Below are 11,979 nucleotides of genomic sequence, written 5' to 3'. Positions count from 1 at the left end.
TTGGCAAATCGCCCCGGCACCCCCACCCGCCGCTTCGCGGCGACCTCCCCCATCGAGGGGGAGGTAAAGAGGGGCATAGCAACTCGGCTGGCCGCTGTCACCCTTCCCCATGCAATCGGCGCATCCACCGACGATTTCCAAAAATATTCCGCTGCCTGTCGGGTCGAAGCGGGGCTATCCGTCCTTGGATCACAGATTTCCATGAACCGAACGCAGCGCTGAAGCGACCAACGCTCAGGCAGAGAACTATTGGCTGAACGACCATGAAGACGGCATCGACATTCCTGCAGATCCTCGCGCTCAGCGCCTGTTTCGCGGCGCAGGCTCATGGCACGTTCACGATGCCTGGCGTTAGACAGGCGCTGCGGACGATGGCTGGTTCCAGCGGCCAACGCGTACTGCCAATCAGCGCTTCAGTCGAAATCGCAAATTGCCTCTGGAGCTAAGCCGCCAGTCCGCCTGCCTGCGTCAGCAAAAACGCCTCGCCGCAGGCCTTCGCCAGATTGCGCACCCGCAAGATGTAGCTCTGCCGCTCGGTGACGGAAATCACGCCGCGCGCGTCGAGCAGGTTGAAGACGTGGCTGGCCTTGATGCACTGGTCGTAGGCGGGAAATACCATCCGGTGCGGCTGCGAAGCGCCAAACTTCCCGTAAAGTGGATTGTCCTTGTATGCGTCTGGGAAGCGGTATTGACCCGCTTCGAGCAGCGCCTTGCACTCGGCTTCGGCGTCCTCGAAATGCCGAAGCAGCATCGCGGTGTTGGCGAATTCGAAATTGTGCCGCGAATATTCCTGCTCGGCCTGCAGGAAGACATCGCCATAGGTCACCTTGTCGGCGCCGTCACGGCCGTTGAAGTTGAGGTCGTAGACATTGTCAACGCCCTGGACATACATGGCCAGCCGCTCCAGCCCGTAGGTGAGCTCGCCCGCCACCGGCGCGCATTCGATACCGCAGACCTGTTGGAAATAGGTGAACTGCGACACTTCCATGCCGTCGCACCAGCACTCCCAGCCCAGCCCCCAGGCGCCGAGCGTCGGGCTTTCCCAGTCGTCCTCGACGAAGCGGATGTCATGCAGAAGCGGATCGATGCCGATCGACGCCAGCGAGCCGAGATAGAGCTCCTGCAGATTAGGCGGGTTCGGCTTCAGGATCACCTGATACTGGTAATAGTGCTGCAGCCGGTTCGGGTTCTCGCCGTAGCGCCCGTCCTTGGGCCGGCGCGAGGGCTGCACATAGGCCGCGTTCCAGCGCTTTGGCCCGAGCGCGCGCAGTGTCGTCGCCGGGTGGAACGTGCCGGCGCCGACTTCCATGTCATAGGGCTGGAGAACGACGCAGCCATAGTCGGCCCAGTAGTTATGCAAGGTCAGGATCAGCCCCTGGAACGAGCGGCTGGGATGCATATGGTCTGGGATATCAACGGTCACGGCGGCCTCGACGGAGCGGCGGGATGCGGCACCTGTTGTTGGAACAGGCCGCATGGTCTTGCTCGAAAAGTCTGCAACTTTTCGGGATCAGGCTCTAGAGCGCCGCCCGCCAAGCGTCAAGGCGAAGGGTCAGCCCTTCGGCGCGGGCGCCGGTTCGGGCTTGACCTTCGGGGTTTCCTGCGCCGTGTTGGATTCGATCGGCGGCAGGCCCTTCAGCAGTTTCTGCTGTAACGCGGCGAGCACGTCGGGATCCGGCTTCAGGTCGCGGGCCTGGTTCCACTGGAAGGTGGCTTCCAGCCTGCGGCCGACGCGCCAATAGGCATCGCCGAGGTGATCGTTCAGCACCGGATCTTCCGGCTTCAGCGACACGGCACGCTCCATTTCGCGCACAGCGTCTTCAAACCTGCCCAGGCGGAAATAGGCCCAGCCCAGCGAATCGACGATGTAGCCGTCGCTCGGCTTGAGGTCGACGGCCTTCTGGATCATCTGAAGGCCTTCCTCGAGGTTGATGTTCATGTCCACCCAGGAATAGCCGAGATAGTTCAGAACCTGCGGCTGGTCGGGGAACAATTCCAGCGCCTTGCGGAAATTCGGCTCGGCCTTCGGCCACTCCTTCAGCCGCTCATAGGCGATGCCGCGCTGGTAGAAAATGTTCCAGTCGGCGCGGGTCGGGGTCGTCAGCATCGCTACCGCCTTGTCATAGAGACCGGCCGCGGAGCGGAAATCCTCCTTCGAGGCATAGACGCCACCGAGCGCCTGATAGGCGCGCATGTCGTCGGGATGCGCTTCGACAAGGGCTTTCAGATGGGAGATGGCCTCGTCATGGCGGTCGAGATCGGCAAGGTTGAGACCGAGCTGCAGTTCCGAAAGCTCCTTCAGTGGCGAACTGGCTGGAATGCGGCGATAGAAAGCGATGGCGCCCTCGCCGTCCTTCAACTGCTCGGAAACGGCGGCTAGCTGTACAAGGGCCGCGTCGCTGTCAGGCTTCAGTGCCAGGGCATATTGCAGATAGAGGCGGACGAACGGCTCGCCGCCACCGCGATTGAGCGCGGTGGCGAGATCGAGCAGAATTTCCGAGGCGCCGTCGGACGGGCCGGCAACGAAGGGTTCGACCTTCTCGCCCTTGGTGATCCTGTCGCGAAGCGCTGATATCTCCACCTTGCCGGATGCAAATGCCTCGGCCTGATCGAGCACGGACAGCGCCTTGTCCTTGTCGCCCTTGCGGGCGAGGAAGGAGGCATAGGCCTGCGCATTGCGCATCCATGTTTCGGGTGCGGCGCTACCGGTCGCGGTGTCCTGGAGGGTCGCGGCGTAAATCGCATCCGCCTTTTCGGGCAAGCCCGACGCATCCGCGATCAGCGCGCGATGGAAGGATTTGAAGAGGCCGAACCAGTCCGGCCCTTGCAGCCTGTCGATCGAGGCCATGGCCTCGCTGGCGTCCCCGGCGCCCTGCTTGGCCCAGCCGGTCATAACGCCGGAAATCAGCCGGTCGAGATCGGATTCGAGCGAGAGCTTGAGCCAGAATTCGGCCTTGGTGAAATCCTTCTTGTGAAAGGAGCCGACGGCCAGCGCCAGGCGCGAGAACCGCTCGACGTCGGGAACCGTCTTGAGCTTGTCGGCATAGACCAGGGATTCTTCGAAGCGCCCTTGCGCGATCAGCGACAGCATCAGGCTTTGCTGCAAGGAGGTATCACCGGGAGCGAAGGCGAGCGCCTGCTTGTAGTAGGCGATGGCGCTGTCGAGATCATTGTCGCCTTCGGCGACCCGCGCGGCAAGATAGGCCCCCGAGAACGACGTGATATTGACTGGCTCGGTGGTCTCTTTGGCTAGGGCCGGCAGACCGGAGATCGCCATGCCCGTCACAATTGCCAGCCCTGTTAGCCAGCGCGCACATCCTTGCCGCATCGTATCCCTTTCAGTCAAAGCCATGCCCGCGTCAGCGGGATCGCCGTAGACTCGATCTTTTCAGGGTAAAGCATGGCCTTTTTGGGGTCATGCTTCAACCCGGCCCGAATTCACAATCGGGTCATGCGATTAACAAAGCACGCCAAGGGCAGCCGACCGTGGCCGTAGATCGCACTTTGCCGGCCTAGCAGACCGCCGGCTTGTCCTGCTGCAGCACCGGCGCCCCGATGCGCCGTGCTGGAGCCGCAACTCACTCTGTTGCCGCAGATCGAGCCCAACGGCATGCTGCACATGGCCGGTTTCTTTCTCTCCGTCCCCATGCAGGTCAATTTCGAGTTGCTGTTTGCGCCGGTGGACCGTCAATGGAAGGTTTTCGGCATCTCGGTCGCGCTCGCCAAGGGCAGCCCAGAAGCGCCGGCCACGGACCGGAACCGCCAAAGCCGGTCGCCACACAAACACCTGACCCGCCGACGCCAGAAGTCAATCCGAAAAGATCGGCTGATAAACCCAAATGAGCAGGCCATGCTCGGTCGAAGGCTTCTGCGGCAGGCCGGATTTCTGTATACAGGTATCCGCTTGCCGTGGCCGCGCTGCACAGGCCGGCCCATCCATTATGCGATGAAATTCACGGTTTCCCCGAAAGTTTTGCGTCCAGCGACTGCATCGCCACGGTGATCAGAGCGTGCAGCCGCTCTTTCGGCACGCCGTCGCGTGCCTGCACAGAGAGGCCGTGCATCAGCGTTGCGTAGTAATCGCCCAACGTTTCGGCGTCCGTACCCGGTTGCAGTTCTCCGTCGCGGACGCCCTGCTTCAGTCGCTCGACAATCGATGCGGTGCGGGCCAGGCGATGCTCCGCCAGCCAGTGGAGCACATTGTCGTTTTCAACGGCGCAGTTGGTCGCGGCCGACACGACCATGCAACCCTGCGGCCGCCCCGGCCTGGTGTAGGTCTCGACGGCTTCTCGCAACATCCGCTCGATGACCCGTCGAGCAGTCGGTTCCTCCGCCAGCGCCCGAGTGGCGAAGCCGCCTTCATTGGCTTCGTAAAGCGCCACCGCCTCGCGAAACAGGCTCTCCTTCGAGCCGAACGCCGCATAAATGCGCGGCGAGGCCAGACCAAGCACCGACACGAGATCGGCCATCGAGGTGCCCTCATAGCCGCGCGTCCAGAAGGCGTCGCGGGCCTTCTCCAGCGCCTGATTCCGATCGAACTCCCTTGGCCTTCCCGCCATTGCAACCTCCATTTTTTATCAATCAACAAATAATCCGCTTGACTTCGGATTGCAAACCCAATTCTTTGTCGATCGATAAACAATCGTCGACATGGAGATTGACATGAGTTCACTCGATCAAGGCGCGCCGTTGGGCGCCGCGGCAACAGGAGGAATCGGCGCGAAGCGCGGCGCCACGCTGGCATTGCTCGCCTTCGCGCAGCTCATCATCGCACTCGACCTCAACATCGTCTTCGTGGCATTGCCGGAAATCGGCGCGGGGCTGGGCTTTTCGGGCCAGACCCTGCAGTGGGTGGTCAGCGCCTACACCGTATTCACCGGTGGCTTCCTGCTGTTCGGCGGCCGGGCTGCCGACCTGATCGGCCAGCGCCGCGTTTTCATCTTCGCGCTTTGGCTCTATGCGCTTTCATCCCTGGTCGGCGGCCTCGCCTGGTCGCCGGAAGTCATTATCGCGGCCCGTGCGGTGCAAGGCATCGGAGCCGCGTTCCTGTTCCCAGCCACGCTCTCGCTGATCAATCGCCTGTTTGCCGAGGGGCCGGAACGCAACCGCGCGCTCGCGGTCTGGGGCGGCGCCGGAGCGAGCGGCCTGACGCTCGGCTCGCTGGCGGGAGGGCTTCTTACCAGCGCCTTCGGCTGGCCGTCCGTCTTCTATGTCAACGTGCTCTTGGCTGGGGTCGCCATCGTCGCGGCTTTCGCCATCATTCCGCGTGACAGCAAGCGGCACGAACACCGCAGCTTCGATCTGCCGGGCGCGCTGACCGTCACCACCGGCGCGACCCTGCTCGTCTTCACGTTGGTTCAGGGGCCTGAATATGGCTGGGGGTCGACCGCGATCATCGCCAGCGCCTTGCTGGCGGTAATTTTCCTGACCGCCTTCGCGGTGATAGAGGCGAGGAGCACCGACCCGCTGATGCCGCTGCGCCTGTTCCACAACCGCAGCCTCGTCGCCGGCATGACGATCACCTTCCTCTACATGGGGACGTTCGGGGCGCTGCCCTACTTCCTCACAGTGCTGCTGCAGAACGTGCATGGCTTCACCGCCTTGCAGACCGGCTTGGCGTTCCTGGTGCCATCGGTCGCCATCGCGGCCGGCACGCAGGTCGGTGAACGTCTGGCAACGTGGTTTTCGACGCGTGCCACGCTGGTCGGCGGCATGGTCGTCGGCGCGATCGGGACGGCCTTAATGGTATCGGGCGCAAACGCCGACAGCAGCTATATGTCCCTCGTGCCCGGCCTGATCATCTCGGGCGTGGGACAAGGCATCGTCTGGACTGCGATGTGGATCGCCGCCGCCTCGGGTGTTTCCCATGACGAGCAAGGTGTCGCGTCGGGGATGGCTTCCACCATGCTCAATGTCGGCAATGCGATCGGCATGGCGGTGTTGATCGCGATTGCCAACCGACATGTCGGCGGATTGACAGGTGATGCCTTGAAGGTCGCTATCGCCGACGGCATCCAGGTCGCCTTCTGGCTCGCTGCGGCCGGCATCGTTTTCAGCCTGCTCGCTGCAATGGTTCTTCCGGGGAAACCAAAATGACGCGGACGGACGCCGTGCCGGCCAAATATCGGCGATGTCCTTCAGTTCACCCGGCTGATGCAGAAATCGATGACGTCAATCAGCGCCGATTTCTGCGGCGTCGCTTCGAGCGGCGCCAGCGCGTCGCGGGCGATCTCGCCGAAATGGCCGGCGCGCCCGATGGTGTCGGCGATCGCGCCGTGGCGGGTCATCAATCCGATCGCCTTCTCCAGCCCGGTGTCGTCGGTGACATTGTCCTCGATGGCGCGCTTCCAGAAGGCGCGTTCGGCCTTGGTGCCGCGCCGGTAGGCGAGGATCACCGGCAGCGTCACCTTGCCTTCGCGAAAGTCGTCGCCGACATTCTTGCCCAGATCCTTGCTGGTGCCGCCATAATCCAGCGCATCGTCGATCAGCTGGAAGGCAAGGCCGAGATTCATGCCATAGGAGCGCAGTGCCGCGCGATCGTTGCGCGTCGCCTGGGCGATGACCGGACCGACCTCGGCGGCGGCCGAGAACAGGGCCGCGGTCTTGGCCTTGATTACCGCGAAATGCTCATCCTCCGTGGTTTCGAGGTTTTTGGCGGCGGCGAGCTGCATCACCTCGCCCTCGGCAATGATCGAAGCGGCGCTGGACAGGATGTCGAGCGCTTCCAGCGAACCGACATCGACCATCATGCGGAAAGCCTGGCCAAGCAGGAAATCGCCGACCAGCACGCTCGCCTGATTGCCCCAGATCATGCGGGCGGTCTTCTTGCCGCGCCGCATGCCGCTCTCGTCGACGACATCGTCGTGGAGGAGCGTGGCGGTGTGCATGAACTCGACTGATGTGGCGAGCTTGACATGGCCCTCGCCGGAATAGCCGAACATCTGGGCTGAGGCGAGCGTCAGCATTGGCCTCAGCCGCTTGCCACCCGAAGAGATCAGATGGTTGGCAATCTCCGGGATCATCTCGACGTCAGAACCGGCCTTCGACAGGATCAATTTGTTGACGCGCCCCATATCGGTCGCCGTCAGATCGATGAGATCCTTGATGGATGCGGCTTCCCGCTTCCCGTTTTCGATGTTGAGAACGACACCCACGACAAACTCCCGTCTTAAGTCACGCGCACGACGGCACCCCGATACCGCTGCAGACTCTAGGGCGGTAGCCACAGGCACGGCAAGAGGCGATTTGGCGCGGTCGAGGTGGCGACGGGAGCCATCCACGTTTACATAGACGCTGCAACCTGCGAGTTTCGTCCGATGATAGAGCTTATCCGCACCAACGATGCCGTGATCATCTCCTTTGTCGAATCGCTGTTGCGCGATGCCGGCATCGGCTGTTTCGTCGCCGACCAGAACATGAGCGTGCTCGACGGTTCGATCGGCATCCTGCCCCGGCGCATCATGGTCGAAGCCGAACAGGCCGATGCGGCCCGGCGCATCCTGACGGATGCCGGCATCGCCAACGAGATGCGCCAGAAATAATGGCCGCGGCGCGCGCCACCCTTGTCCAGGACACGCCGGCCCATACGGTCGATGCCTTCCATCGCGGGCGGTTCTGGCTGGTGCAGCCGAAACAAGCCGGCCATCGCGCCGGCATGGACGCCATGATGCTAGCGGCCTCCGTGCCGTCCTCCTTCGCCGGGCGCCTTGCCGATTTCGGCGCGGGCGCTGGCGCCGCAGGCCTGGCCGTGCTGTCGCGCTGTCCTGATGCCGAGGCCGTGCTCATCGAACGGTCTCCGGAAATGGCAGCCTTCGCCGCAACGACGCTTGCCCATCCCGGCAATGCGCATCTCAACGACCGCGCCTCGGTGCTCGCCGCCGATGTTGCGCTGTCGGGCCAAGCGCGAACAGCCACTGGGCTTGCCGACAACTCCTTCGATTTCGTCATCATGAACCCGCCCTTCAACGCCGCCGAGGATCGCGCCACGCCCGACCCGCTCAGGAAGGCGGCGCATGTCATGGAGGATCGGCTGTTCGAAAGCTGGATCCGAAGTGCGGCTGCTGTGGTCAGGCCGCGCGGCGGTCTTGCCGTGATTGCCAGGCCCGATCAGCTCGGCGCCATCCTCGATGCGATATCAGGCCGCTTCGGCGACGCCGAGCTGCTGGCCGTCCACCCTCGCCCCGAAGCAGCGGCGATCCGCATCATCGTCAGGGCAATACTCGGCTCACGCGGAAAACTGTCGATCCGCCCGCCGCTCATGCTGCATGCGCAATCGGGCGACGGACCAACGGAGCGGACCGAGATGATCAACAACGGGCTGGCTTCGCTGTTCGGCGACTGAGCCTTTTCTACCAGCAAGCGGCGCGGGCATTGCCGTTGGCCGGCGAATCCCTACATGCCTTCAAGCCAATTGACCGGAGACCCCGTGAAACGCTTCCTAAACCGCCTGCTGCCGAAATCCTGGCGCTCCGACATCGTCGTTATTCCTGTTATCCGGCTGCACGGCACGATCATGCCCGGCGGCGGCCAGTTCCGGCCGAGCCTGTCGCTCGCGTCCACTGCCGGCCCTATCGAGAAGGCGTTTTCCTTCGATGCGCCCGTGGTCGCCATTTCGATCAATTCGCCTGGCGGCTCGCCAGTGCAGTCGCGGTTGATCTTCAGACGCATCCGCGATCTGGCGACCGAGAAGAACAAAAAGGTTCTGGTCTTCGTCGAGGACGTGGCGGCTTCGGGCGGCTATATGATCGCGATCGCCGGCGACGAGATCTTTGCCGATCCGTCCTCCATCGTCGGTTCGATCGGCGTGGTGTCGGCCTCGTTCGGCTTTCCCGAGCTGTTGAAGAAGATCGGCGTCGAGCGCCGCGTCCATACTGCCGGCCAGAACAAGGCGGTGCTCGATCCGTTCAAGCCCGAGAAGAAGGAAGATATCGAGCGGCTGAAGGCGCTGCAGCTCGATGTCCACGAGACCTTCATCGATCTCGTCAAGGACCGGCGCGGCCCCAAGCTCAAGGACGACCCGGACCTGTTCACTGGTCTGTTCTGGACCGGTAAGAAGGGGCTGGAGCTCGGCCTTGTCGATGCGCTCGGTGATATGCGCAGCGTGCTGAAGACCCGTTTCGGGCCAAAGACCCAGCTCAAACTGATCACGGCGCCGCGTGGCCTGTTCGGCCGGTTCGGCTGGTTCGGCTCGAGCAGAGCGGGTTTTTCGGCGCCCGAGATCGCCGCGGCTGCCGCAAGCAGCGTGATCGATGCGGCGGAAGAGCGCGCATTATGGGCGCGCTTCGGGCTTTGAAAAACCGGTAAAAGCGTTTAACTTGAAAGCTTGACCGACCCGACCGGCCGCCGCAGTCGGCCTTGTGAGGGAGGAGTTTGACATGCTACAGATCATTTTCTTCATCACAGTCGGCCTGCTCGCCTATTTCGGCTATCGCTCCTTCGTCAGGGAAGCCGAGCGCGTGACGGCCAAGATACGGCGCACCGAAAAGCAGGCTACCAACGGCACAATCGGCACGCTGGTCAAGGACCCGAAGACCGGCGAATACCGGCTGGCCAAGGACTGACATCATCCCCCTCGCGACTGACCCCGTGGATTCCGGCATCACTGTCCGGGCGTGGCATGCGCACGCCAAGATAAATCTCGCGCTGCACGTCACCGGCAGGCGCGCCGACGGCTATCACATGATCGAGAGCCTGGCGGTGTTCACGCGCTTCGGCGACAGGATCGAGATCGAGCTTGCCGACAGCGACGGGTTTTCCGCGTCGGGCCGATACGTCTCCGCGGTCCCGCTCGACGACAGCAATCTAGCCGTCAAAGCGCGCGACGCGCTGCGAAAGCAGGCCGGTCCGGCGCAAACGCCGCCGGTCGCCATCAGGCTCGAAAAGAACCTGCCGGTCGCATCCGGCGTCGGCGGCGGGTCGAGCGACGCCGCAACGGTGTTGCGCGGGCTCGCTGAGATATGGAGGCTGGATCTCGACGACGCCGAACTGGCGCGAATCGGCCTCTCGCTGGGCGCCGACGTTCCCATGTGCCTTGCGGCAAAGCCGCTGATCGCGCGCGGCATTGGCGACGAGTTGTCGGCCGTGCCGGGCTTTCCGGCACTCGGGCTGGTCCTCGTGAATCCCGGCACCGCCGTCTCCACGGCCGAGGTGTTCAATGCGCTTTCTGATCGCCACAATGAGGGCCTGCCGCCGCTGCCGCGCGACCTCGACTTCCACAGCATCCGCAACTGGCTGGAGATTACGCGCAACGATCTCGAGCCCGCGGCGCGGGCAATCCAACCCGCCATCGGTAAGGCGCTTTCGGTGCTCAACAAGGCTGGAGCGGGGTTCACCCGGATGTCGGGTTCCGGCGCGACCTGCTTCGGGCTGTTTGAGACTGGCAATGTCGCCAAGCGCGCGGCCGTCGATATCCGCAGCCGCCATCCCGACTGGTTCGTCGCCGCGACGCGAACCATGACATCGGAGGCTGACACGCATGGCCAGGATTGACGAGAGCCGTTCCTTCATTCCCGTGCGCATCGCGGTGCTGACCGTTTCCGATACGCGCAGCCTCGCCGACGACAAATCCGGCCAGACGCTGGCCGACCGCATCGTGGAGACCGGCCATTTACTCGCCGCCCGCGACATCGTCACCGACGACCGCGAAAAAATTCGAGCCAAGGTTCTGGGCTGGTCGAGGGACGAAGCGATCGATGTCGTCATCACCACCGGCGGCACCGGCTTTACCGGTCGCGATGTGACGCCGGAGGCGCTGGAGCCGATCTTCGAAAAGCGCATGGACGGCTTTTCCGAAGTGTTCCACCGCATTTCCTACGACAAGATCGGCACTTCGACGATCCAGAGTCGGGCGACCGGCGGCGTCGTCAACGCGACCTTCGTTTTCGTGCTGCCGGGTTCGCCCGGCGCCTGCAAGGACGCCTGGGACGGCATTTTGAAGCCGCAGCTCGACTACCGGCACATGCCCTGCAACTTCGTCGAGATCATGCCGCGCCTGGACGAACATCTGCGGCGCGGCGGCGCCAAGACAAGTTAGGCCAAGCTCCCAAGGCTGTTTCGGGGTCAAAACTCAGCGAATAACCGGCTCGCCGTGGAACCGCCGGCGCGAGGGCGGCGAAACGCCGAAGCCGACTTCCATCATCAGCCGCGGCTTGCGCGTCGGCACTGTGCCCATGTGGAAGCCGAAGGGATCCTCGACAAAGCCCAAACCTGCCTCGCCGGTCAGCGTAATCGGGCTCTGCGCGCCGTAGACGTTCAGAACCTCTTCCGCGGGATGGCCGACGAGGAGCGTCAACTGGTGCTTGAGGGCGCGGCGGTTGTGGCTGCCGCGGACATAGACATGCGGACCAGTCTCGGCATCGACCGGATTGAGATAGAAGAAGAATTTCAGCATCCGCCAATCGTCGAGATCGAAGTGGTATTTGCCAAGCGACGCCAGGTTCTTCTCGGCGTCGGAGACGGAGCTCGTCGGAAAGCTCCACCAGACGCGCGTGGTGATCAGCTTCGCCTGGCTGCCGAGGTAATGGGCGGCGATGTCGAGAAGCAGCTGATCGCGCTGCACGGTAAGCGCAGCATTGCAGTCGAGAATCCGCTCGAAAAAGTGGCCGCTGAGCAAGGGACGGCCGAAGTGCTTCTCGGCGTCGGCGTGCTCGGCCGGCAGGAACTCCAGCCGTCGGTCGAAATTGCCGAAGCAAGGCGTGCGCTGCGCAAAGCTGGCGATCTCCTGGTGGACCGACGACGGCAGGGCAAGCCCGGAAAAGAGGCCGTCCGAGCGGAGCGCGCCGACCACCGCATCACGATCGACGCCGGTGAACATCGTCTCCTCGGCTTTTTGTGCCGGTCGAACCGGTTTTGCGCCACGCCAATGCAACCGCCGCGCCGGCATGGTGCGCGCCAGCATGAACATCGGCAGCCATGCCGGATTCTCGCGAAGATCCGACAGATAGGTTGGAATCCGCACGGTAATGCGGCGCAGCAGGCTGC

The 11,979-nt window shown here is 63.4% G+C and carries 14 protein-coding genes; 9 read left to right on the top strand and 5 right to left on the bottom strand.

Annotated elements, in window-relative coordinates:
* The coding region (locus EOA78_RS36640) for a hypothetical protein (RefSeq protein WP_206533547.1) at positions 1-222 on the top strand (222 nt) is incomplete at its 5' end.
* 220 nt (positions 223-442) lie between these two features.
* Here EOA78_RS36640 and EOA78_RS32805 read toward each other — a convergent pair.
* Both EOA78_RS32805 and EOA78_RS32800 read right to left on the bottom strand, forming a co-directional pair.
* Positions 443-1,399: a glycine--tRNA ligase subunit alpha gene (locus EOA78_RS32805; protein WP_206533548.1), complete on the bottom strand. Its 957-nt coding sequence runs from the start codon at positions 1,397-1,399 to the stop codon at positions 443-445.
* 153 nt (positions 1,400-1,552) lie between these two features.
* On the bottom strand, positions 1,553-3,328 hold the full coding sequence (locus EOA78_RS32800) for a tetratricopeptide repeat protein (RefSeq protein ID WP_127319615.1): 1,776 nt from the start codon (positions 3,326-3,328) through the stop codon (positions 1,553-1,555).
* A gap of 234 nt (positions 3,329-3,562) precedes the next feature.
* Here EOA78_RS32800 and EOA78_RS38000 point away from each other — a divergent pair, with 234 nt between their 5' ends.
* Positions 3,563-4,003, top strand: a complete 441-nt coding sequence (locus tag EOA78_RS38000; protein WP_348628515.1) for a hypothetical protein — start codon at positions 3,563-3,565, stop codon at positions 4,001-4,003.
* On the opposite strand, the gene EOA78_RS32790 is transcribed toward EOA78_RS38000, so the two are convergent.
* Entirely contained in the window at positions 3,954-4,559 is a 606-nt protein-coding gene (locus tag EOA78_RS32790) for a TetR/AcrR family transcriptional regulator (RefSeq protein ID WP_127319607.1), read from the bottom strand. The two genes, EOA78_RS38000 and EOA78_RS32790, sit on opposite strands and share 50 nt — an antisense overlap.
* Before the next feature lie 103 nt (positions 4,560-4,662).
* Between EOA78_RS32790 and EOA78_RS32785 the strand changes: the two genes are divergently transcribed.
* A complete protein-coding gene (locus EOA78_RS32785; RefSeq protein WP_245477930.1) occupies positions 4,663-6,096 on the top strand; it encodes an MFS transporter in 1,434 nt (477 codons plus the stop codon).
* A gap of 41 nt (positions 6,097-6,137) precedes the next feature.
* On the opposite strand, the gene EOA78_RS32780 is transcribed toward EOA78_RS32785, so the two are convergent.
* The gene (locus EOA78_RS32780) at positions 6,138-7,154 is read right to left on the bottom strand and encodes a polyprenyl synthetase family protein (RefSeq protein ID WP_127319603.1); all 1,017 of its coding nucleotides are present in this window, start codon (positions 7,152-7,154) and stop codon (positions 6,138-6,140) included.
* A gap of 162 nt (positions 7,155-7,316) precedes the next feature.
* Between EOA78_RS32780 and EOA78_RS32775 the strand changes: the two genes are divergently transcribed.
* The 6 genes from EOA78_RS32775 to moaB all read left to right on the top strand — a co-directional run bounded on the left by EOA78_RS32775 (position 7,317) and on the right by moaB (position 11,032).
* Positions 7,317-7,541: a DUF2007 domain-containing protein gene (locus EOA78_RS32775; protein ID WP_127319601.1), complete on the top strand. Its 225-nt coding sequence runs from the start codon at positions 7,317-7,319 to the stop codon at positions 7,539-7,541.
* Positions 7,541-8,341, top strand: a complete 801-nt coding sequence (locus tag EOA78_RS32770) for a tRNA1(Val) (adenine(37)-N6)-methyltransferase (RefSeq protein WP_127319599.1) — start codon at positions 7,541-7,543, stop codon at positions 8,339-8,341. The genes EOA78_RS32775 and EOA78_RS32770 overlap by 1 nt, the downstream gene beginning before the upstream one ends.
* Positions 8,342-8,425: 84 nt before the next feature.
* Complete coding sequence (locus tag EOA78_RS32765; RefSeq protein WP_065006299.1) at positions 8,426-9,292, top strand: S49 family peptidase; 867 nt, start codon at positions 8,426-8,428, stop codon at positions 9,290-9,292.
* Positions 9,293-9,374: 82 nt separating this feature from the next.
* A complete protein-coding gene (locus tag EOA78_RS32760) occupies positions 9,375-9,560 on the top strand; it encodes a hypothetical protein (RefSeq protein ID WP_127319597.1) in 186 nt (61 codons plus the stop codon).
* Between the two features lie 25 nt (positions 9,561-9,585).
* Complete coding sequence (locus tag EOA78_RS32755; RefSeq protein WP_127319595.1) at positions 9,586-10,488, top strand: 4-(cytidine 5'-diphospho)-2-C-methyl-D-erythritol kinase; 903 nt, start codon at positions 9,586-9,588, stop codon at positions 10,486-10,488.
* On the top strand, positions 10,475-11,032 hold the full coding sequence (moaB, locus tag EOA78_RS32750) for a molybdenum cofactor biosynthesis protein B (protein ID WP_127319593.1): 558 nt from the start codon (positions 10,475-10,477) through the stop codon (positions 11,030-11,032). Before EOA78_RS32755 ends, moaB begins: the two co-directional genes overlap by 14 nt.
* A gap of 33 nt (positions 11,033-11,065) precedes the next feature.
* Here moaB and EOA78_RS32745 read toward each other — a convergent pair.
* A partial coding sequence (locus tag EOA78_RS32745; RefSeq protein WP_245477929.1) for a hypothetical protein occupies positions 11,066-11,979 on the bottom strand: 914 nt, incomplete at its 5' end.

The sequence above is a fragment of the Mesorhizobium sp. M5C.F.Cr.IN.023.01.1.1 genome (assembly GCF_003997585.1).
In the GTDB taxonomy this organism is placed as follows: domain Bacteria; phylum Pseudomonadota; class Alphaproteobacteria; order Rhizobiales; family Rhizobiaceae; genus Mesorhizobium; species Mesorhizobium wenxiniae.
This window is presented reverse-complemented; position numbering and strand designations above follow the sequence as displayed.

Coding starts and splice junctions, on each gene's coding strand:
- EOA78_RS32805 (WP_206533548.1), bottom strand. CDS start 1,399: ATGCATCCCAGCCGCTCGTTCCAGGGGCTGATCCTGACCTTGCATAAC.
- EOA78_RS32800 (WP_127319615.1), bottom strand. CDS start 3,328: ATGCGGCAAGGATGTGCGCGCTGGCTAACAGGGCTGGCAATTGTGACG.
- EOA78_RS32790 (WP_127319607.1), bottom strand. CDS start 4,559: ATGGCGGGAAGGCCAAGGGAGTTCGATCGGAATCAGGCGCTGGAGAAG.
- EOA78_RS32785 (WP_245477930.1), top strand. CDS start 4,663: ATGAGTTCACTCGATCAAGGCGCGCCGTTGGGCGCCGCGGCAACAGGA.
- EOA78_RS32775 (WP_127319601.1), top strand. CDS start 7,317: ATGATAGAGCTTATCCGCACCAACGATGCCGTGATCATCTCCTTTGTC.
- EOA78_RS32770 (WP_127319599.1), top strand. CDS start 7,541: ATGGCCGCGGCGCGCGCCACCCTTGTCCAGGACACGCCGGCCCATACG.
- EOA78_RS32760 (WP_127319597.1), top strand. CDS start 9,375: ATGCTACAGATCATTTTCTTCATCACAGTCGGCCTGCTCGCCTATTTC.
- moaB (WP_127319593.1), top strand. CDS start 10,475: ATGGCCAGGATTGACGAGAGCCGTTCCTTCATTCCCGTGCGCATCGCG.